A 21,007-nucleotide genomic window follows, 5' to 3' on the forward strand; every position below is an offset into this window, starting at 1 on the left:
GTCGTGGGCGCGAGCCGCGGCGTACACAACGTAAGGAATTTTCATGGCAATACAGAAGATCGACGTCGCGTACACCGCCGTGGCCACCGCGGAGAACGGCCGTGACGGCCGGGTCTCCTCGAGCGACGGCAACCTCGACGTGGTCGTCAATCCGCCGAAGGAGATGGGTGGAAGCGGCGCCGGGACCAACCCGGAGCAGCTCTTCGCCGCCGGTTACAGCGCCTGCTTCCAGGGGGCTCTCGGTGTGGTCGCCCGCCAGGAGAAGGCCGACATCTCCGGCTCGACGGTGACCGCCGCGGTCGGCATCGGCAAGAACGAGCAGGGTGGCTTCGGGCTGGAGGTCGCGATCACCGCGTCCATCCCGAACGTCGACACCGCCACCGCGCAGTCGCTGATCGAGAAGGCGCACCAGGTGTGCCCGTACTCGAACGCCACCCGCGGCAACATCAAGGTCGAGCTGGCTGTCGCCTGACCTGTGTGAACACCGAAGAGCCGCACCCAGCTCCGGCCGGGTGCGGCTCTTCGCGGGTACGGCGGTACGCCGCGCCATTGCCCGGTGAACGGCGCTGTGGATACGCTGTGTTCGTTATTCCGACCATTGGCCGGGGTTTCGAACACTGGAGTGCCGACAAGAAGGGGTGGGTGGACCACCATGGGGCGACTGGTCCCGGCGGTGACCCGGGCGCTGGACATACTCGAGCTGTTCCTCGAAGGAGACGGCTCGCTGTCGGCGCCCGATGTGACCCGCAGACTTCAACTCCCGCGCACCACGGTGCACGAGCTGCTCACCACGCTCGCGGCCCGCGCCTATCTGGTGCCCGTCCCCGAACAGCCCGGGCGGTACCGGCTCGGCGTCCGGACATACCAGCTCGGCAGCCGTTACGCCGAGCAGCTCGACCTCGCGGCCGAGGGGCAGCAGGTCGCCCGTGAGGTCGCCGAGACCTGCGACGAGACCGTGCATGTGGCCATCCTCGAGGACACCGATGTCATCTACATCGCGAAGGTGGACTCCACCCATGCGGTCCGGATGGTCTCGGCCGCCGGGCGCAGGCTGCCCGCGCACTGCACCTCCGTCGGGAAGATGCTGCTCGCTTCGCTGCCCGAGGCCGAGCGCGATGCCCGGATCTCCGGACGGGAGCTCACCGCGATGACACCCAACAGCATGACGGATGCGGACGCCCTGCGGGAAGCGCTCGCCGCGATCCGCGAGCGGGGCGTAGCGGTCGAGCACCGTGAGTCGAACCCGGACGTGAGCTGCGTGGCCGCGCCGGTACGCAACGGCGCGGGGCGGGTCGTCGCGGCGCTCTCCATCTCCGTACCGATGATCCGGTGGAGCGACGAGCGCGAGAGTGAGCTGGAGCAGCTGGCGCTCAAGGGCGCGGCCGAACTCTCCACCCGGCTCGGCCACCGGGGACTCGGATGAACCGCCCGGACGTGGCAGTACGTGAGCATGCGGTCCTCGGCGAGGGCCCGACCTGGGATCCGCTGACCGGCCGGCTCATCTGGGTCGACATCCTGTCCGCCCGGATCCACACCTTCGATCCGGTGAGCGGCCGGCGCACCGTCATGGCCACCGAGCAGCACGTCGGCGCCGCCAAGCCGCGGGCCGGCGGGGGACTCGTGGCCAACCTGCGGGACGGGGTGGGCCTCTACGGGCCCGAAGGCGGTTTCTCCTGGCTGGTGCACGACCCGGTGGTCGGGCGGCGGGGCAATGACGCCGCCGTCGCGCCCGACGGTGCGCTCTGGGCGGGCACCATGCGGTACGACGAGGCACCCGGCGGCGGCACACTGACCAGGATCACCGCGGACGGCAACGTCGCGCAGCAACTGACCGCAGGCGTCTCCAACGGCACCGGCTGGAGCCCCGACGGCTCCCTGATGTACTACATCGACTCTCCGACCCGGCGGATCGACGTCTTCGACTTCGACGGCGGACTCCCTTACAACCGGCGGGAGTTCACGCTGATCGAGGAGGGGGCGGGATACCCCGACGGGCTGACGGTCGACGGGGCGGGCTGCGTCTGGGTGGCCCTCTGGGACGGCGCCGCCGTGCGCCGCTACACCCCGGAAGGCGCCCTGGACCGTACGATCCCGCTGCCCGTGAGCCGCCCCACCGCCTGCGCCTTCGGCGGCCGGGAACTGCGTGATCTCTACATCAGCACGGCCCGCGTCGGACTCGGAGCCCCGCCGCCGCTCGCCGGCTCGCTCCTGGTGCTGCCGGATGCCGGACAGGGTGTGCCGCAGCCGCCTTTCGCGGGCTGACGCACGGTCCCGGGCCCCACGGGAGGCCAGAACGCCGGAATGCCGGGGAGGCCGGGGGACGACCCCGTGGAGCGGCCCGCGCAGCGCGGGCCCTTTTACGGGACCGGATGACGGGACCGGGCAGTGGCCGCGAGACGGGCGGCCGTCCAGAGGCCCGGGATGTCACACTCCGGCCCCCGCGGCGCTCCCAGGTGCATGAAGACATCACGGAACACCCCGTCCGGCCACCACGCCCCCGCCGCGTCGCACGCGGAGCACCACTACGCGCCGGGTGACACCGTCGGCTCCCGGGAGCTGACCACCATCCACGGCCGGCGGGTCAGTGTGCCGGCTCCCGGCCTGCTGACCCATCTGCAGTTCCGGCGCTTCGCCGGCTGCCCCTTCTGCAACACCCATCTGCGCTCGATCGCCGTCCGCCACAACGAGCTCGTGGACGCCGGGATCTTCGAGGTGGCGGTCTTCCACTCGTCGGCGAAGGCGATGCTGCCGCACCACGACGGTCTCCCCTTCGCGGTCGTTCCCGACCCGGAGAAGACGCTGTACGCGGCGTTCGGCGTGGGGTCGTCCAAGAAGGCCGTGTTCGACCCGCGGGTCTGGCCCACCGCGGTGCGCGGCTTCCCGGACGGCTGGCGCGGAAACAGGGCCGGCCGCCCTTCGTACCCCACCGAGCACGAGAGTGTCTTCGGCCTTCCCGCGGACTTTCTGATCAGCGGGGACGGCACCGTCCTGGCGGCGAAGTACGGCCGCAATGCGCTGGACCACTGGTCGGTCGGCGAACTGCTCGCACTGGCAGCGAACCACACCGGGTGAGCCTGCCGGGGCCCGGACAGGGCTGCGCCCCGCAGGGGTCAGGCACCTGCGGGGCACAGCGTTCCCTGGGGCCCGTCAGCGGGACGAGAACGCGTGGACGGTCGTGGTGCGGTAGGTCTGCCCCGGCCTGAGCACCGTGCTCGGGAAGGCCGGCTGGTTGGGGGAGTCCGGGTAGTGCTGGGCCTCGAGGCAGAGCGCGTCTCCCTGCCGGTAGAGCTTCCCGGATGTGCCCGCCAGCGTGCCGTCCAGCTGGTTGCCGGAGTAGAACTGCAGACCGGGCTCGGTCGTGTACATCTTCATCACCCGTCCCGACCCGGGATCGGCGAGTGTGAGCGCGTACTCGGGACGGGCGGTGATGCCCTTGTCCAGCGCCCAGTTGTGGTCGAAGCCCTTGCCGTACACGAGCTGCTGGTCAGCCTCCCGGATGTCGGCCCCGATCGCCTTCGCGCGACGGAAGTCGAAGGGGGTGCCGGAGACCCTGGGCAGGTCGCCGGTCGGGATGAGGGAGGAGCCGACCGGGGTGTAGCGGGCGGCGGCCAGCTCCAGGGTGTGGTCGTAGACGGAACCGCTGCCCTCACCTGCCAGGTTGAAATAGGTGTGGCTGGTGAGGTTGATGACGGTTGCCCGGTCCGTCGTCGCCTCGTAGTCGATCCGCCATTCCCCGTGCTGGGTGAGGGTGTAGGTGACCTGGACCCTGAGGGTGCCGGGGTAACCCATCTCGCCGTCGGGAGAAATCCGGGAGAGCACCAGCCCGCGATCGGAGCCACGGGTGAGGGGTTCGATGTGCCACATCTGCTTGTCGAAGCCCTTGGTGCCGCCGTGCAGGCTGTTCACCCCGTCGTTCAGGGGGAGTTGGTATCCGGCGCCGTCCAGGGTGAACTTCCCGCCGGCGATCCGGTTGCCGTACCGCCCGATCAGACCACCGAAGAAGGGGCTCTTGGCGGCATAGTCCGCGAGGTTGTCGAAACCCAGCGCGATGTTCGCCGTGTGTCCCCTGCGGTCGGGGACCTCCAGGGAATGGATGATCCCTCCGTAGGAGAGGACTTGGAGGCGGGTCCCGCCGTTGGCGACCGTCCAGACATGGACCCTGGTGCCGTCGGCCAGTCTGCCGAAGAGCTCCTTCGACGGTGTGCCTCCCCCGGCGGCACGGGCACTGCCCATCGATGTGGTGGCGGCCACCCCGGCCGCCGCCGTCGCTGCTATCACGGTGCGTCTGCTCGGCTTGTGTGAACGGTTCAGCATGCGTGCAGCTCCTCAGAGAGAGTCCTACGGGACCTATGAACCGACCTTGCGCTTGTTGTAGACGTCGAAGCCGACCGCGGCGAGCAGCACCAGCCCCTTGATGACCTGCTGGTAGTCGCTTCCGACACCCACCAGGGACATGCCGTTGTTGAGCACGCCCAGGACGAGACCGCCGATGATCGCGCCGAACACGGTGCCGACGCCGCCGCTCATGGAGGCGCCGCCGATGAAGGCCGCCGCGATGGCTTCGAGTTCGAAGTTCACTCCGGCGTTGGGGGTCCCGGCGCCGAGCCGGGCCGCGAAGACGACACCGGCCAGGGCCGCCAGGACACCCATGTTCACGAAGACCATGAAGATGGTCCGCTTGTCCTTGACGCCGGACAGCTTGGCCGCGGGCTGGTTGCCGCCGAGCGCGTACACATGCCGGCCGATGACCGCGTTGCGCATGACGAAGCCCAGTCCGATGAGCAGGGCGGCCAGGATCAGGAGTACGACCGGCACCCCCCGGTAGCTGGCGAGGGTCATCGTGAAGGCGAGGACCGCGGCGCTCATCGCCACGCACTTGGTGAGGAACAGGCCCCTGGGCAGGATGTCGAGTTCGTACTCCTTCTCGCGGCGGCGCGAGCGGAGCTCCTGGATCAGGACGACCGCGATCAGGCCCAGGCCCATCAGCAGGGTGAGGTTGTGGTAGTTCGTGTTCGGGCCGATCGCCGGCAGATAGCCGGTCGAGATCTTCTGGAAGCCGTCCGGGAGCGGTCCGACTGAGCGCGAGCCCAGGAGGATCTGCGTCGCGCCCCGGAAGATCAGCATTCCGGCGAGTGTGACGATGAACGAGGGGATGCCCACATAGGCGATCCAGAAGCCCTGCCAGGCCCCGGCGGCCGCACCGATCAGCAGTGCGATCACCAGTGCCAGTACCCAGGGCACCTTGTGATCGACCATCATGACGGCGCCGGCGGCGGAGACGAACGCCGCCAGCGAGCCGACGGAAAGGTCGATGTGGCCGGCGATGATGACGATCATCATGCCGATGGCCAGCACCAGGATGTAGCTGTTCTGGAGGACCAGATTGGTGACGTTGTTCGGCTTGAGCAGGACGCCGCCGGTCCAGATCTGGAACAGCACGACGATCAGGCCGAGCGCGATCAGCATCCCGTACTGGCGCATGTTGCGGCGAGCGGCCTCCATCAGGAGGGCTCCGGTGGTGGAGCGGGGGACTTCGGGCGCCGGACCGGCGCTCTTCGGGGCTTCGGTGGTGACCGGACCCATAACAACTACCTTCTGTTCATGGTCATGTGGCGCATCAGCAGTTCCTGCGTCGCGTCAGCCCTGGCGACCTCACCGGTGAGCCGGCCCGCCGCCATCGTGTAGATGCGGTCGCACATGCCGAGCAGTTCGGGGAGTTCGGAGGAGATGAAGACAACGGCTTTGCCCTCGGCGGCGAGCTGGTCGATCACCGTGTAGATCTCGTACTTGGCGCCGACGTCGATGCCGCGTGTCGGCTCGTCGAGAATCAGGACGTCGGGGCCCGCGAAGATCCATTTGCTGAGGACGACCTTCTGCTGGTTGCCCCCCGACAGCCGGCCGACGTGTTCGAAGACGGTCGGGGCCTTGATGTTCATGGTTTTCCGGTACGACTCCGCGACCCGGGTCTCCTCGTGCTCATCGACCACGCCGCGCTTGGACACCTTCTTGAGCGCGCTCATCGTGATGTTGCGGCCGATGGTGTCGATCAGGTTGAGGCCGTAGTGCTTGCGGTCCTCGGTGACGTAGGCGATGCCGTGGCCGACCGCCTCGGGGACGGTTTTCGTACGGATCTCCCGGCCGTCCTTGAAGACCGAGCCGGAGATGTTGCGGCCGTAACTGCGCCCGAAGACGCTCATCGCGAGCTCGGTACGGCCCGCTCCCATCAGCCCCGCGATGCCGACGATCTCACCCTTGCGCACATGGAAGGAGACATCGTCGACGATCTTGCGCTGCTGGTCGATGGGATGGTGGACGGTCCAGTTGCGCACCTCGAGGGCGGGCCGGGAGCCCGGGTCGCCCTCGTAGGCGGTGCGTTCGGGGAAGCGGTTGTCGAGGTCGCGGCCGACCATCCCGCGGATGATCCGGTCCTCGGTCGTCACCGCGGCCTTCACATCGAGGGTCTCGATGGTCCGCCCGTCGCGGATGATGGTGACGGAGTCGGCGACCGCGGCGATCTCGTTGAGCTTGTGCGAGATGATGATCGAGGTGATGCCCTGGTCCTTCAGCTCCAGGATCAGATCGAGCAGCTTGGCGCTGTCGTCGTCGTTCAGGGCAGCGGTCGGCTCGTCGAGGATGAGCAGCTTGACCTCCTTGGAGAGCGCCTTCGCGATCTCCACCAACTGCTGCTTGCCGACCCCGATGTCGGCGACCCGGGTCTGCGGGTGCTCGTTCAGCCCGACCCGCTTCAGCAGCCTGGAGGCGTGCTTGAGCGTCTCGTTCCAGCTGATGAACCCGCGGTTCGCGTGCTCGTTGCCGAGGAATATGTTCTCGGCGATGGACAGATACGGGATGAGCGCCAGCTCCTGGTGGATGATGACGATCCCGCGCGCCTCGCTCGCCCGGATGTCCCGGAACGCGCAGTCGGCACCCTGGAAGAGGATGTCTCCCTCGTAACTCCCGTGCGGATGCACCCCGCTGAGCACCTTCATCAGGGTCGACTTGCCCGCGCCGTTCTCACCGCAGACGGCGTGGACCTCGCCCTCGGCGACCGTCAGGGACACACCGGAGAGCGCGCGGACCCCGGGGAAGGTCTTGACGATCGAGCGCATCTCGAGAACCGGCGTGCCGGTCACTGCAGCTCACTCGCCTTGATGTAGCCCGAGTCGACCAGGACCGACTTGTAGTTGGACTTGTCCACGCTGACCGGGTTGAGCAGATAGGCGGGAACGACCTTCTTCTCGTTGTTGTATGTCTTGACGTCGTTGACCTGGGGCTTCTTCTTGTTCAGTACGGCGTCGGCCATCTGCACGGCCTGCTTGGCGAGCGCCCGGGTGTCCTTGTAGACGGTCTGCGTCTGCTGGGCCGCGATGATCGACTTCACCGATGCGACCTCGGCGTCCTGCCCGGTGACGAGGGGGTACGGCTTGGCCTTCGTGCCGTAGCCGTCCGACTTCAGCGCGGACAGCACACCGATCGATATCCCGTCGTACGGTGAGAGGACCGCGTCGACCTTCGCGCCCGAGGAGTACGCCTTGGTGAGCAGGTCGTCCATGCGCTTCTGCGCGGTCCCGCCGTCCCAGCGCAACGTGGTGACCTGATCGAGCGCGGTCTGCCGGGAGCGTACGACGAGCTGCTTCTTGTCGATGTACGGCTTCAGCGTCTTCATCGCGCCGTCGAAGAAGTAGCGGGTGTTGTTGTCGTCGGGCGAGCCGGCGAAGAGCTCGATGTTGAACGGCCCCTTCTTCCGGCCGCTCTTCAGCCCCAGCTTGTCGATCAGATAGGTCGCCTGGAGCACACCGACCTTCTCGTTGTCGAACGAGGCGTAGTAGTCGACGTTCGGGGTGCCGAGGATCAGCCGGTCGTACGAGATCACCTTGATGTGCTGGTCCGCCGCCTGCTGGAGCACGTCGGAGAGGGACTTGCCGTCGACAGCGGCGACGACAAGGGCGTCGACGCCCTTGGTGATCATGTTCTCGATCTGGGCGACCTGCTGGTCGACGTTGTCGTCGCCGTACTGCAGATTGGTCTTGTAGCCCATGGCCTTGAACTGCTTGACCATGTTGTTGCCGTCGGCTATCCAGCGCTCGGAGGACTTGGTCGGCATGGCGATGCCGATCGTGGAGCCCTTGCCCCCGGTCTTGGTCTCCTTGCTGCCGCCCTCGCTGCTCTGCCCGCACGCGGCGAGGGAGAGGGTCAGGGCGCCGGCGGTCAGGGCGAGCGCGGCGCGGCGTGTGTGGCTCATGGTCATCAGTCCTTCTCGGTGGAGGGGGAGACGGTGAAACGGTTGAGGGAGCCGGGCAGCCGGGAACCGAGCGGCGACATGCCGCCGTCCGCGCCGTGCCGTGCGAGCAGATCGAGGGCGAGCCGGCCGCGCCGGACACGCTCACGGGCGGTGTCGAGGGTGCGGTCGCGCAGCTGGGCGCCGTAGGGGTAGATGCCGGGCGACTTGGAGAGCCCGAACTTCAGGTAGATCGGCGCGCCGCGCCGGATCAGCTCGGCGGCCTCGTACATCCGGACGTAGCCGCCCAGGTCGTCGGGCGCCTCGATGTAGAGGTCCATGGGGGCGGCGGACACCCGGCGGATCTCCGTGAGGTGCGCGAGTGTGAGGTCGGACGGGATGTTGATGGAGTCCGCACCGAGCTGCTCGAACACGGCATACGAGGCCGGGTTCACCGGGCCGATGAGCGCGGAGACCTTGAAGGTGGTGTCGGCGGGGATCACCCCGGCGGAGCGCAGCCGGTGCAGTGACCAGAGCACACCCTCGTCCGCGACGAGAAGGCACTTCACCCCGAGCCCGGTGGCGCGGACGGCGTCCTCGAGGGAACCGGCGACCGCGTCGTGGCCCCGGGCCCGCAGCCCGCCGCCGCCCGATTCGGTACGGGTGGAGGCGCCGATGTCCCAGGTGCCGCGCGGCCCGGTGAACAGGCACAGTTCGATGTCGCGCTCGGCGCAGGCGTCCACCATGTCGGTTATCTCGGTGTCCGTGAGCATCCAGACGCCGCTGCCCTGGCTGATGCGGTGGATGGGCACGTCGAGCTGGGCGGACTCCTTGAGTACGACGTCGAGCGCCTCGGGCCCTTCGACGGAGGGCACTTCGGTGCGCCAGGTGCCGCCGTCGGGGAAACACCGGCCGGAGGCGTCGGTGGGGCTGAGCGCGGGCGCGGCGAGGCCGAGGGCGGCGAGTGCCTGTTCGCCGGGACGGCGGGGGGAGGAGGCGGATGCGTCGGTCACAGGCGGGTTCCTTGCATACTCGGTAGCGCGTTCGGTATTTCGGACACGGTTCGTGTCGTTGGGCATGGGCCGGTGCCCGGCCTGGTGGGATTCACGGCCGCAGCAGCACCTTCCCGGTCTTCGGATCGCCGCTCCCGACGAGCGCGACGGCTTCCGCGTACCGCTCGAGCGGGAACTCGTGCGTGATCAGCGGTGCGGGGTCGAGGATTCCCGCGGTGAACGCGCGCACCGCGAAGGACCAGGCAGCGGACGGCGCCCCGAAGATGCTCCGTACGGTGAGCTGGTTCAGCGAGAGGTGCACGGGGTCGATGCCCCTGGCGCCGGGAGTGAACATCCCGGTGAGCACCACCTGGCCGCCGCGGCGGGGCAGGAGGCAGGAGTCGGCCGCGGTGGAGGGTGCGCCGGCGGTCTCGACCACCAGGTCGTAGCGGCCGCGCACCTCAGGCGCCTCCTCCGGCGCACGTGTCCCCGTCGCACCGAAAACCACTGCCTGCGCGGCCCGTTCGGCCCGGGGGTCGATCACGGTGAGTTCCGCGGGTGACGTCGCCGCGAGCAGTTGTACGGCGAGCAGGCCCAGCGTGCCCGCACCGACGACGGCGATGCGGTCGCCGGGTTCGGGCCGTGCCGCCCGTACCGCCGCTGCCACGACGGCCGCGGGCTCCAGCAGGGCGGCCGACCGCAGATCCGCGTCGTCGGCCAGCGGATGGAGCAGCCGGGCGGGGACGACCAGATGGTCGGCGAATCCGCCGGGGCGGGTGAAGCCCGTCTCGTCGTAACCGGCGCCGCACAGCGAGGTCGCGCCGCGCCGGCACTGCGCACACGTTCCGCAGAAGCGGAAGCCCTCGGCGACGGTCCTGCGCCCGGCGAGCGCGGGGTCAACACCCGCGCCCACTGCCTCGACGGTTCCGGACCACTCATGGCCCGGGACGACCGGGTAGCGGACGTAGCCCGGATCGCGGTGGCCGTCGTACACCTCGCGGTCGCTCATGCAGATTCCGGCCGCTGCGACCCTGATGAGCACCTCGCCCGGGCCGGGTTCGGGCTGCACACCGCTGACCACGTGGTGCACTCCGGGGGCGTCGACGACGACGGCGCGGCTCATCCCGCTCACCGGGGCGCCTTGGGGGCGCGCTTCTCCCAGCCCTCGGCCCAGAGGTCGAACCTGGCCTGCTGCTGCGGGAATTCGGCGGCAGCGTCCACGTCGAGCTCCACTCCCAGGCCGGGCGCATCGGACAGTTCGAAGTATCCGTCGACGACCTGCGGCGCGCCCTTCACGACCTTCTTGATCTCTGCGTCCGCGAAGTCGTTGAAGTGCTCGAGGATCTTGAAGTTGGGGGTGCAGCCCGCCACTTGGAGGCTGGCTGCGGTGAGCACGGATCCGCCCACGTTGTGCGGGGCGACGAGCATGTAGTGCGTCTCGGCGGTCGCGGCGAGTTTCCGGGTCTCCAGGATGCCGCCGATGTGGCCCACGTCCGGCTGGATGATGTCGGCGGCCTGGGACTCGAACAGCTCGCGGAACTCGATCCGGTCGTGAATGCGTTCGCCGGTGGCGACCGGGATGTCCACCTTGGCAGCGACCTTCTCCAGCGCCTTGAGGTTCTCCGGCGGGACCGGCTCCTCCAGCCAGGCGGGCCTGAAGGGGGCGAGGTCGCGGGCGAGGCGGACCGCGGTGGAGGGGGAGAACCGCCCGTGCATCTCCAGCATCAGCTCGGCGTCCGGACCGATGGCGTCCCGCACCGCCTCGATCAGCGAGACCGCGTAGGTGGTCTGTGCCTGGTCGAGCTCGAAGTGCCCGGTCCCGAACGGGTCGATCTTCAGGGCGCGGTAGCCACGCTCCATCACTGTGCGAGCGGCCTTGTGGTAGGCGTCCGGGGTGCGCTCGGTGGTGTACCAGCCGTTCGCGTATGCCTTGACCCGGTCGGTGACCCGGCCGCCGAGCAGCTGCCAGACCGGGACGCCGAGCGCCTTGCCCTTGATGTCCCAGCAGGCCATCTCGATGACGGCGATGCCTGACATGACGATCTCGCCGGCCCGCCCGTAGTCGCCGTACTTCATCCGCTTGACGAGGTCTTCCAGTGCGAACGGGTCGGAGCCGGCGATGTGGTTGGCCTCGGCCTCTTTCAGGTAGCCGACCAGTGCGTCCGTGCGGCCGAGCATGCGGGTCTCGCCGACGCCGGTGAGCCCATCGTCCGTGTGGACCTGCACATAGGTGAGGTTGCGCCAGGGCGTTCCGACGACGTGGGTGCTGATTCCGGTGATTCGCAAGGCAGTTGCCCCCCGGTGGTGTGCGTGATGCCGCTCCCTGGGGAGCGGCGGCGTTCGATATTTCGTCATGCGTTCGAAATGCTGGCGTGACCGTAAGCGCGTGATGCATTCAACGTCAATGCCTCCGCGGATCACGGTTTCGGTCCGTAGCCGCAGGGTGTGTCGGCGGTGTTGACGGTGTGACGTCCGGGACGGCATGCTCCTTGAGCCGAAATATCGAAAGGCGTCCGGAATTTCGAACGACAAATACCAAGCGTCACGGTTCTGTCTGGGACGGCGCAGGCCGGCACCGACACCCTCGCCGAGCCCGAGCGGCCGGTTCCGGTGACCGTTCTGCAGGTGGACGCACACCGATAGGCTTGCGCCATGGGTGATCTCGGGGCGGGTTTCGGTTATCTCGTGAAGGGCCAGCGCTGGGTCGGACGGCACGGCAGGCAGTACGGCTTCGGCCTGCTGCCGGGTCTCATCACGCTGGTGCTGTATCTGGCAGTGCTGGTCGCCCTCTTCTTCTGGGCGGACGACGTGACGGCCTGGGCCACCCCGTTCGCGGACGACTGGAGCTCGCCCTGGGCGGGACTTCTCAGGGGCGCCCTGACCGTACTGCTCTGGGCGCTGGCCCTTCTCCTGTCCGTCATCTCCTTCACCGCGATGACACTGCTGATCGGCCAGCCCTTCTACGAGGCGCTCTCGGAGCGGGTGGAGAAGTCGGAGAACGGCGAGGTCCATGAGTCGGGCCTCCCGCTCTGGCGCGAGCTCTGGATCTCCGCGCGGGACAGTCTCCGCATTCTGGTGCGGGTCACGTTCTACGGGATCCTGCTCTTCGCCGCCGGTTTCCTCCCCGGCGTGGGCCAGACGGTCGTGCCGGCCATCGGGTTCTGCGTCACCGGCTTCTTCCTCACCGAGGAGCTCACAGCGGTGGCGCTGCAGCGCAGGCGCATCGAGTTCAGGCAGCGTCTGGTGCTGCTGAAGGGGCGCCGGCTGATGGTCCTCGGCTTCGGTGTACCGCTGGCGCTGGCGTTCGTGGTGCCGCTCGTCGCCGTGTTCCTGATGCCTGGGGCGGTCGCCGGTGCGACGCTGATGAGCCGCGACCTGCTGGGGGAGACGGACCCGGATCCGGACCCCGCCCCGGCCGCCGCTCCGGACGAGGCGGATGTGACCGCGGCGGGCTGATCCCCCGCCGCGTCACTCGGGCGTATTCGGCGTCACCGTACGGCGGGTGCCCCCAACAAGGCGACGAACGCCCGGAACGCGGCCGGCATGTCCACCGCCTCGGGGTCCAGCAGCCACTGGTACTGCAGCCCGTCCATCACCGCCACCAGCAGCGGCGCCGCCTCATCAGGTGTGAGCCCGCCGGGCAGCCGGTCGCCGAACTCCCCGCGCAGGGTGGCCGCCATGGAACCACGCACCTGCACATAACGGCGGGTGAAGAACTCCCGGGCGGGATGGCCGTCCGTGACGCTCTCGCCGAGCAGCGCGGCGAAGGTCTGCACGATGCCGGGGCGCATCGCGTTGTACTCCACGAGTGAGCCGAGCAGATCGAGCCGCCACGCGCCCGGCGAGCGTCCGGCCGCCCCCGGGTCCCAGCGGTCGCGTGCCTCGAGGACGGCGACCAGCAGCGCCTCCTTGGTGGGGAAGTAGTGCAGCAGCCCCTGCTGGGTGAGGCCGACCCGCTCGGCGACGGCACCGAGGGTCGTGCCCCGGTAGCCGCGCTCGGCGATCACCTCCAGCGCGGCCCGGAGGATCTCCGCACGCCGTTCCTCGTTTCTGGCACTGACCATGCACCGGCCCCTTCCCCGCGGTATGTCCGAAGACCGTATGACACCACACCTAAGATTACAGATGAATAACTTAACCTACCGATCTACCGGTAGTCGCGCCAGGATGGAGACACACACTGGACGTCAATGCGGAGGTACGGCCGTGGCAGACCACCCGATCAACGATGCGGAGCAGGTCCGTGAGGCAGTCGTGGAAGCGGCGCTCGGCAGGCTCGACCTCGATGCCAAGGCTCGGCTGATCTCCGGAAAGGACTTCTGGACCCTCCCCGAACTGCCCGCGATCGGACTGCAGTCGCTGGTCATGTCGGACGGGCCGATCGGTGTCCGCGGTGTGCGCTGGACCGCCGACGACCCGTCGATCGCGCTGCCCTCCCCGACCGCGCTCGCTGCCACCTGGGACCCCGCGCTGGCCCGCCGGGCCGGGGTGCTGCTGGCGCAGGAGGCGCGCCGCAAGGGCGTGCACGTCCTGCTGGCGCCGACCGTCAATCTGCACCGCTCGCCGCTCGGTGGCCGCCACTTCGAGTGCTACTCGGAGGACCCGTATCTCACCGGGGAGATCGGCACCGGCTATGTCCAGGGCGTCCAGAGCGGCGGTGTCGGCACCACGGTCAAGCACTTCGTCGGCAATGACGCGGAGACCGACCGCTTCACCGTCAACAACCTCATCGCCCCGCGACCGCTGCGCGAGCTGTACCTCGCACCGTTCGAGGCCATCGTCAGAAATGCCCATCCCTGGGGCATCATGACCGCGTACAACACGGTCAACGGCACGACGATGACCGAGCACCGCTACCTGGTCGACGAAGTCCTCCGCGGCGAATGGAACTTCGACGGCTTCAACGTCTCCGACTGGACGGCAGCCCGCTCCACCGCCGGGGCCATCACCGGCGGCCTCGACGTCGCGATGCCGGGCCCGGTCACCCCGTACGGCGAACCGCTCGCCGCCGCGGTCCGGTCGGGTGAGGTCGGCGCGGCGGACGTGGACGCGGCGGTCCGCAATGTGCTGCGGCTGGCGGCCCGGGTCGGCATTCTCGAAGGCGCCCCGCCGGTCGTCACCGATCCGCCGGCGGATGTGGACGGACGCGAACTGGCCCGCGAGATCGCCCACCGCGGCTTCGTCCTGGTACGCAACGAGGGCGGCGCGCTCCCGCTCACCGCGGCCGGCACCGCCAAGGTCGCCCTGATCGGTGCGGCAGCCCGTGATGCCCGCATCCTGGGCGGCGGTTCGGCCACCGTGTTCCCCACCCGGGTGGTCCCTCCGCTGGACGGACTGGCGGCGGTTCTTCCGGAAGGGGCGGTCAGGTATGCGCTGGGCGCCGACCCGAGCGGTGAACTCTCCGCCGCCGAACAGGGCTTCGCGCTCCACGCCATCTGCCGCGACGAGGACGGCCGGGTCATCGGGACGGCCTCCATCCCGGGCGGGCGCATCCAGTGGGTGGGCAGTGACCTGCCGGAAGGCGTCACCCATGAAACGCTGCACACGATCGAGGTGAAGGGCACCTTCACCCCTCGGGAGAGCGGGCAGCACACCTTCGGCACCCGGGGGCTCGGCGGTTTCCGGCTCACCGTCGGCGAGCAGGTGCTCTTCGACGGGGACGAGCTGCCGGGCGACGAGGCCGATCCGTTCGGGGCGGTCTTCGGCGGCCCGGTCGAGCGCGGTGGAGTCGACCTCACAGCGGGCGATTCGGTCGCGATCGCCCTGGCGTACACGGTCTACAAGAGCCCGGACGCCCGACTCCAGGCCATCGGCTTCTCCCTGATGCACCGCGATCCGCAGCGCGACGCCGACGAGCTGATCGCCGAGGCGGCCCGGACGGCACGGGACGCGGACACCGCCGTCGTGGTGGTCGCCACCACCGAGCGGGTCGAGTCCGAGGGCTTCGACCGCAAGGACCTGAAGCTGCCGGGCCGTCAGGACGACCTGGTGCGCGCGGTGGCCGCCGCCAACCCGAACACCGTGGTGGTCGTCAACGCGGGCTCCCCGGTGGAGCTGCCCTGGCGGGAGGACGTGGCGGCGGTGCTGCTCAGCTGGTTCCCCGGCCAGGAGGGCGGCGCCGCACTCGCCGACGTACTCCTCGGCGCCGAGGAGCCGGGCGGCAGGCTGCCCACCACCTGGCCGGCCGTCCTTGAGGACGCCCCGGTCAGCAGGGTCGAGCCGTCCGGCGGTGAACTCCCCTACGAAGAAGGTGTGTTCATCGGATACCGGGCCTGGGACAAGGCGGGCACCACTGCCGCCTACCCCTTCGGCCACGGCCTCGGCTACACGACGTGGGAGTACGAGTCCCTGGACGCCACCGCTGCCCGAGCCACTGTGCGTATCCGCAACGCCGGCAGCCGCACGGGCCGGGAGACCGTGCAGATCTATGCCGCACCTCTCGACGGCGGAGCGGAGCGCGCCGCCCGCCAGCTGGCCGGCTTCGCCACGGTGCGGGCTGCCGCCGGTGAAACCGTCGAGGTGGAGATCGACCTCTCGTCCCGCGCCTTCGAGATCTGGGACGAGGAATCCGGCGGCTGGTCCCGGCAGGAGGGGCCATACGAGATCCAGGCCTCCCGCTCGGTCACGGACACCAGGCTGACGGCGGCGGTCAAGGTCTGACCTCCGGCGCGTCGCGAGGTGGACGCGCCGGGTCCGTACGTGGTGCGCGCGTCACACGGCGCCTGGTGCGGAGGGCACCCGTCCACTCGGGTGCCCTCCGCCCTGCTGGTCCGCGCGGCAGACCCCCGCTACGGCTCCGCGAAGCTCGCCTCCGCAGAGGTCGCTGTGGTGGTGCGGCTGAACCATGCAGCGCGACATCCCGATACTCCCGGACGATGCGGTGCATCGCCTCGTGCGGCGAGCTGACCATGCGGGTTCCTCCGATGGGTGGGGATGGCTGCGTATCGCTGCCGGGCGGCTGTCGGCGCGCCGGGGTGGCCGGTCGTGGCAGTGGCCGGTTCCGTCGCACGGAAGAGGCGGCCGCAGCCGTAGCGGTCCTGGACGGGCGTGGGTGACCGGCCGGATGGCGTTGCCGGAGCGGGAGTGTGCACGGCGGGTGTGGGGTGTTGCTGTGCATCACCCGTGAGTGACGAGGCGGCAGGGCCGGAAATGGCTCTCGCTGCCCACGGGAAGCGACCGGCCGGCCTCATGCGATCCGATAGGGCGGCTTAGCATCACTTCCCATGACGACAGCGATCCTGACCGTCGGGCTGGCGTTCATCGGCTACCTGGTGACGTATCTCAACGGACTGCGACTTACCCAGAGGCAGGCCCGACTGGCCCGGGTCAACCGGCAGTTGAGCGACTTCTACGGTCCCCTTTTCGCGCTGATGGAGGCCAACAGCCGCGTGTACGACGCCTTTTCGGAGACGTACGCCCGCCCTGACGGACGCGATCCGTTCGACCACGACATCCCTCCGACCGAGGAGGAGCTGGCCCAGTGGCGGACCTGGGCCACCACCGTTTTCATCCCCAATATCCAGGCGATGCGCGACGTGGTGGTCACCAAGGCGGATCTCCTCATCGAGGAAGAAGTGCCCCCGGCCCTGCTGCAGCTCTGCGCCCACGTCTCCGGTTACGAGATCACCGCTGCCCGCTGGGCGCAGGGGAACTACGAAGAACACCTGTCGCTCATGCCTTTTCCGGGCCGGGAGTTGAGGGAGTACACCCGCGACAGGTTCGCTCGGCTGAAGGGCGAGCAGGCGAACCTGCTGGGCCGGACAACCGGATCGGGGAGACGGGACGACGCCGCGGGATGACGGGAAGTTCCCGGCCCCGGCCCGTTCCCCGGAGCGTGGGCCCGCGCACCACGCTCCGCCTCCTCACTGTCGGAGTCGGAGCTTCCTTGCTCGCGGCCCGCATGGGGAGAGCAAAGGGAAGAAGGTCAGTGACGGCGAGTCCGGTGGCCGGGTCGGATACGTGGTCGGCCATCGGCATCCGCACGCGAACGCCGTGCCTCGTTCTCCATTCGGTGGCGAAGAACGGCCAGGCCACCCCGCGACCGCCACCTCCGCGTACAGCCCGATACGCTGCACAATGGAATGCCCCGCCTCGTTGGCCAGGGCCTTTCCCCTATCGCACCGAGAACCCGTAGACCGTCTCCGACGCGTAGACGCCCCCCGGCCGCAGCACCGCACTGGGGAAGTCCGGCCGGTTGGGTGCGTCCGGGAAGTGCTGGGTCTCCAGGGCGATGCCGTCTCCGGCGCCGAACGGACCGTCGTCGAGGTGGTCGCCGGTGTAGAGCTGGATTCCCGGCTCGGTGGTCGTCACGGTCAGCACCCGGCCCGAGCCCGGGTCGTACAGTTCGGCCGCGTCCGGGCCGTCGAGCACGTAGTTGTGGTCGTATCCCGGCCCGGCCTTCCGCGGCGCACGGAAGTCGAAGCGGGTGCCCTCCACCGGTGCGAGCTCCCCTGTCGGGATCAGGTGCTCGTCGACGGGGGTGATCCGGGAGGCGGAGATCCGCAGTTCATGGCCCGCCGCGCTGCCGGAGTCCGCACCGGCCAGATTCCAGTACGAGTGATTGGTCAGATTGACCACGGTCGGCGCGTCGGTGGTCGCCTCATAGGCGATCCGAAGGGCGCCGTTCCCGTCCAGGCTGTACGTCACGGTGACCGGCAGCCGGCCGGGGAAGCCCTCCTCGCCGTCGGGGCTGACGCGGGACAGCCGCACCCCGTACGCGCCGGCGGGCTCGGCCTCCCAGACGCGCTTGTCGAAACCGAGGTCCCCGCCGTGCAGGCTGTTGGGCGGGTTGTTGCGGGCCAGCCGGTACGTCTGCCCGTCGAGGGTGAAGACGCCCCCGGCGATCCGGTTCGCGTAACGGCCGACGAGCGCGCCGAGATACGGGCCGGGGCGCTCCAGATACCCGGCGAGGTCGGCGAAGCCCAGTGCCACACCGGTCCGCGCGCCTTCACGGTCGGGCACGTCCACCGACTGCACGATTCCGCCGTACGTCAGTACGCGCACCCGCGTACCACCCCGCTCGAGGGTCCAGCGGTGGACAGGGGTGCCGTCTGCCAGACGGCCGAAGGGTTCCGGCTGCGCGCTCATGATCGTGACCCTACGCCGGAGGGTGCTCTGCGGTGACGTTGCGGTAGGCGATCTCGGCGAGATGCGCCTGGCCGTCCCTGCTGGGATGGAACCAGTCCCAGCGGCTCAACTGGCCACCGGTGAAGCGGTAGTCGAAGACCGCCCCGCCGTCGTACCGGCAGTGCCGGTCGCCGGCGCACACGTCCTTGAGCGCCTTGTTGTACGCGACGACCCGGCTCTGCACGGTGTCGCGCCTCTGAACAGCGGACTTGTCCATCGCGTCGGCGTCCCGCAGCATCGACGAGCAGAGTCCCAGCTTCCAGATCTGCTTGCCCAGCGGATTGCCGCGCCCCTGCGACCAGAGCCGCTTCAGGTCCGGGACGCTCGACACATACACCTGGGTCCTCGGCAGAGCCCTGCGCAATCGTTTCAGCGCTGTCGCAAACGATGTCCGGAATTCATCCACCGGTGTCATGTACGAAACCGAGTCCCGGCAGGCGTCATTGGCACCCGCCATGACGGTCACCAGAGCGGGCTTGTGCGCCACGATCGCCTCGATCTGGCCGGGCACATCGGCCATCCGGGCGCCGGTCCGCGCGTCGTTCCAGACCCTCTTCGCACCGAGCCTGCTGGCGAGGCTGCGCACCCCGGCGTCCGTGCCGGTCGCCCAGGAGACCTCGGGGCAGTCCGACAGGATCGTGCAGGCATCGAAGCCGCGGGTGATGGAGTCACCCACCGCGGCCACCGAACCCGGGCTGGTGTCCCAGGCGGGTGAGGGGGACGGGTGACGATGCGCCGAGGGCCCGCCGGGGGAGGAGTCACACCCCGCCAGCGCCCCGAGCGGCACGAGAAGCGCCGCCGTCAACGTGGCGACCGTGGCGCGGTCGCGAAGTTTCCGGCCGGTCTCCGGCATGCTCTGGCCCCCTCCAAGTGGCGGACCCTGACGTCCTGCCGAGTGAATGCTGGGTGTCCTGAGGCCCCTGGACCGACAGTACGTCACACCCGGGAGGCCGCCGCGCGGTAGTTTTTCCCCGTCGAACCAGTGACAACTTCGCTCACCCGCGGATCCGATAAATACATCCCGTCACATACTGTCCCATTTCAGGAGATTAACTCCCGATGCTGTTTACTGTTGCACCCCGGGGCAGAACGGGCGAGACGCCGCTGGGGAAGGCGAACCTCGAACCGCACTGGAGGTCCCGGTGACGACACGTGGAGTTCTGTACGTGCACTCCGCACCCCGCGCGCTGTGCCCGCATGTCGAGTGGGCAGTGGCGGGGGTGCTGGGTGCCAGGGTGAATCTGGACTGGATCAGACAGCCGGCCTCACCCGGCACCTGGAGAGCCGAGTTCTCCTGGAAGGGCGAGTCCGGCACGGCCTCCAAACTCGCGTCCGCGCTGCGTGGCTGGAATCTGCTGCGCTTCGAGGTGACATCGGAGCCGTGTCCCGCCGCGGAGGGCGAGCGCTACAGCGCAACCCCGGAGCTGGGCATCTTCCATGCCGTCACCGGCATGCACGGGGACATCATGGTCCCCGAGGACCGGCTGCGTGCCGCTTTGACCCGGTCGCTGGGCGGCGAGAGCGACCTCGAGGCGGAGATCGCCAAGCTGCTCGGGAAGCCGTGGGACGACGAGCTGGAGCCCTTCAGGCACGCCGGCGAAGGCGCACCGGTGCGCTGGCTGCACCAAGTGGTGTGAGCCGACCTACCGTGGAGTCATGGCTGACAACACTTCAGTAGCTGTCCTCGGTACGGGCATCATGGGCGCCGCGATGGCCCGTAACCTCTGCCGCGCCGGACTCGACGTACGGGTCTGGAACCGTACGCGCTCCAAGGCCGAGCCGCTGGCCGCGGCCGGCGCACGTGTCACCGGTACCCCCGGTGAGGCGGTGGAGGGCGCGGACGTGATCCTCACCATGCTGTACGACGGCGGCGCGGTTGCCGACGCCATGAACGCCGCCCTCGCATCGCTGAGCTCCGGAGCGGTCTGGCTGCAGTCCACCACCGTGGGCACCGAGGCGATCACCCCGCTGGCCGGTCTGGCCCGCACCCACGGACTGGTCTTCGTGGACGCCCCGGTCCTCGGTACCAAGGAACCGGCGGAGAAGGGCCTGCTGACCGTCCTGGCGGCCGGCCCCGGGCGGGCGCGCGATGTGCTCGCCCCGGTCCTGGAAGCGGTCGGCACCAAAACCGTCTGGGTCGGTGACGACGGCGCCACCGGAGCGGCCACCCGCCTCAAACTCGTCTGCAACAGCTGGGTCCTCGCCCTCACCAACGGGACGGCCGAGGCGCTGGCCCTGGCCGCGGGTCTCGGCGTCGACCCGGCGCGCTTCCTGGACGCAGTCGGGGGCGGATCGCTGGACTGCGGCTATCTGCATCTGAAGGCGCAGGCGATCCTCACCGAGGACTACACCCCGAGCTTCTCGGTCACCACGGCGGCCAAGGACGCCCGGCTGATCGTCGAGGCGGGCCGTGCGGCCGGTGTACGGCTCGATGTGGCCGCGGCGGGCGGGGAGCGCTTCCGGCGGGCGCAGGCGCTGGGGCACGGTGGCGATGACATGGCGGCCTCGTACTTCGCCAGCTTCGAGGCGTAACGGAGGGTGGGGCCGGGGCGGGAACGCATCGAGCCCGGCCGGGCCGGGGGGCTCACGCGCCGCCCGGCCCGGAGCGGCTCACGCCCCGGCCGGGCCCGCAGTGGCCTCACCCGCCCGCTCGGATCGCGTCGCACGCGCC

The 21,007-nt window shown here is 69.4% G+C and carries 19 protein-coding genes; 9 read left to right on the forward strand and 10 right to left on the reverse strand.

Annotated elements, in window-relative coordinates; all coding sequences use genetic code 11:
• Nucleotides 1–43: 43 nt before the first annotated feature.
• The 4 genes from OHS16_RS21920 to OHS16_RS21935 all read left to right on the forward strand — a co-directional run bounded on the left by OHS16_RS21920 (nucleotide 44) and on the right by OHS16_RS21935 (nucleotide 3,072).
• Entirely contained in the window at nucleotides 44–472 is a 429-nt protein-coding gene (locus tag OHS16_RS21920) for an organic hydroperoxide resistance protein (protein ID WP_328538934.1), read from the forward strand.
• A 180-nt stretch (nucleotides 473–652) separates the two neighbouring features.
• Nucleotides 653–1,423: an IclR family transcriptional regulator gene (locus tag OHS16_RS21925; protein WP_328538935.1), complete on the forward strand. Its 771-nt coding sequence runs from the start codon at nucleotides 653–655 to the stop codon at nucleotides 1,421–1,423.
• On the forward strand, nucleotides 1,420–2,262 hold the full coding sequence (locus OHS16_RS21930; RefSeq protein WP_328538936.1) for an SMP-30/gluconolactonase/LRE family protein: 843 nt from the start codon (nucleotides 1,420–1,422) through the stop codon (nucleotides 2,260–2,262). Before OHS16_RS21925 ends, OHS16_RS21930 begins: the two co-directional genes overlap by 4 nt.
• A gap of 195 nt (nucleotides 2,263–2,457) precedes the next feature.
• Nucleotides 2,458–3,072, forward strand: coding sequence for a peroxiredoxin-like family protein (locus tag OHS16_RS21935; protein WP_328538937.1), 615 nt, complete (start codon nucleotides 2,458–2,460; stop codon nucleotides 3,070–3,072).
• A gap of 75 nt (nucleotides 3,073–3,147) precedes the next feature.
• On the opposite strand, the gene OHS16_RS21940 is transcribed toward OHS16_RS21935, so the two are convergent.
• The 7 genes from OHS16_RS21940 to OHS16_RS21970 all read right to left on the reverse strand — a co-directional run bounded on the left by OHS16_RS21940 (nucleotide 3,148) and on the right by OHS16_RS21970 (nucleotide 11,496).
• Nucleotides 3,148–4,314, reverse strand: coding sequence for an aldose epimerase family protein (locus OHS16_RS21940; protein WP_328538938.1), 1,167 nt, complete (start codon nucleotides 4,312–4,314; stop codon nucleotides 3,148–3,150).
• A 33-nt stretch (nucleotides 4,315–4,347) separates the two neighbouring features.
• The gene (gene mmsB, locus OHS16_RS21945; RefSeq protein ID WP_328538939.1) at nucleotides 4,348–5,583 is read right to left on the reverse strand and encodes a multiple monosaccharide ABC transporter permease; all 1,236 of its coding nucleotides are present in this window, start codon (nucleotides 5,581–5,583) and stop codon (nucleotides 4,348–4,350) included.
• A 5-nt stretch (nucleotides 5,584–5,588) separates the two neighbouring features.
• Complete coding sequence (mmsA, locus tag OHS16_RS21950; protein WP_443042663.1) at nucleotides 5,589–7,133, reverse strand: multiple monosaccharide ABC transporter ATP-binding protein; 1,545 nt, start codon at nucleotides 7,131–7,133, stop codon at nucleotides 5,589–5,591.
• Nucleotides 7,130–8,242, reverse strand: coding sequence for a multiple monosaccharide ABC transporter substrate-binding protein (gene chvE, locus OHS16_RS21955; protein ID WP_443042665.1), 1,113 nt, complete (start codon nucleotides 8,240–8,242; stop codon nucleotides 7,130–7,132). The genes mmsA and chvE overlap by 4 nt, the downstream gene beginning before the upstream one ends.
• Before the next feature lie 5 nt (nucleotides 8,243–8,247).
• Nucleotides 8,248–9,231 (reverse strand): hypothetical protein, encoded by a 984-nt coding sequence (locus tag OHS16_RS21960; protein ID WP_328538941.1) that lies wholly within the window; start codon nucleotides 9,229–9,231, stop codon nucleotides 8,248–8,250.
• A 91-nt stretch (nucleotides 9,232–9,322) separates the two neighbouring features.
• Entirely contained in the window at nucleotides 9,323–10,333 is a 1,011-nt protein-coding gene (locus OHS16_RS21965; RefSeq protein WP_328540936.1) for a zinc-dependent alcohol dehydrogenase, read from the reverse strand.
• A gap of 5 nt (nucleotides 10,334–10,338) precedes the next feature.
• Nucleotides 10,339–11,496, reverse strand: a complete 1,158-nt coding sequence (locus tag OHS16_RS21970; protein WP_328538942.1) for a mandelate racemase/muconate lactonizing enzyme family protein — start codon at nucleotides 11,494–11,496, stop codon at nucleotides 10,339–10,341.
• 366 nt (nucleotides 11,497–11,862) lie between these two features.
• On the opposite strand from OHS16_RS21970, the gene OHS16_RS21975 reads away from it, so the two are divergent.
• Entirely contained in the window at nucleotides 11,863–12,666 is an 804-nt protein-coding gene (locus OHS16_RS21975) for an EI24 domain-containing protein (RefSeq protein ID WP_328538943.1), read from the forward strand.
• A 32-nt stretch (nucleotides 12,667–12,698) separates the two neighbouring features.
• Here OHS16_RS21975 and OHS16_RS21980 read toward each other — a convergent pair whose 3' ends face one another.
• Nucleotides 12,699–13,274: a TetR/AcrR family transcriptional regulator gene (locus OHS16_RS21980; protein WP_328538944.1), complete on the reverse strand. Its 576-nt coding sequence runs from the start codon at nucleotides 13,272–13,274 to the stop codon at nucleotides 12,699–12,701.
• Nucleotides 13,275–13,416: 142 nt separating this feature from the next.
• On the opposite strand from OHS16_RS21980, the gene OHS16_RS21985 reads away from it, so the two are divergent.
• Both OHS16_RS21985 and OHS16_RS21990 read left to right on the forward strand, forming a co-directional pair.
• On the forward strand, nucleotides 13,417–15,870 hold the full coding sequence (locus OHS16_RS21985; RefSeq protein WP_328538945.1) for a glycoside hydrolase family 3 protein: 2,454 nt from the start codon (nucleotides 13,417–13,419) through the stop codon (nucleotides 15,868–15,870).
• A 563-nt stretch (nucleotides 15,871–16,433) separates the two neighbouring features.
• Nucleotides 16,434–17,009, forward strand: coding sequence for a hypothetical protein (locus tag OHS16_RS21990; RefSeq protein ID WP_328538946.1), 576 nt, complete (start codon nucleotides 16,434–16,436; stop codon nucleotides 17,007–17,009).
• Between the two features lie 313 nt (nucleotides 17,010–17,322).
• Here OHS16_RS21990 and OHS16_RS21995 read toward each other — a convergent pair whose 3' ends face one another.
• Complete coding sequence (locus OHS16_RS21995; RefSeq protein WP_328538947.1) at nucleotides 17,323–18,297, reverse strand: aldose epimerase family protein; 975 nt, start codon at nucleotides 18,295–18,297, stop codon at nucleotides 17,323–17,325.
• Between the two features lie 10 nt (nucleotides 18,298–18,307).
• Entirely contained in the window at nucleotides 18,308–19,189 is an 882-nt protein-coding gene (locus OHS16_RS22000) for an SGNH/GDSL hydrolase family protein (protein ID WP_328538948.1), read from the reverse strand.
• Nucleotides 19,190–19,478: 289 nt separating this feature from the next.
• Here OHS16_RS22000 and OHS16_RS22005 point away from each other — a divergent pair, with 289 nt between their 5' ends.
• Together OHS16_RS22005 and OHS16_RS22010 are read left to right on the forward strand one after the other, a co-directional pair.
• Nucleotides 19,479–19,973, forward strand: a complete 495-nt coding sequence (locus tag OHS16_RS22005) for a DUF3145 domain-containing protein (RefSeq protein WP_328538949.1) — start codon at nucleotides 19,479–19,481, stop codon at nucleotides 19,971–19,973.
• Between the two features lie 19 nt (nucleotides 19,974–19,992).
• Nucleotides 19,993–20,868: an NAD(P)-dependent oxidoreductase gene (locus OHS16_RS22010; protein WP_328538950.1), complete on the forward strand. Its 876-nt coding sequence runs from the start codon at nucleotides 19,993–19,995 to the stop codon at nucleotides 20,866–20,868.
• The last annotated feature ends 139 nt before the right edge of the window (nucleotides 20,869–21,007 follow it).

This window comes from Streptomyces sp. NBC_00344 (assembly GCF_036088315.1).
Classification (GTDB): domain Bacteria; phylum Actinomycetota; class Actinomycetes; order Streptomycetales; family Streptomycetaceae; genus Streptomyces.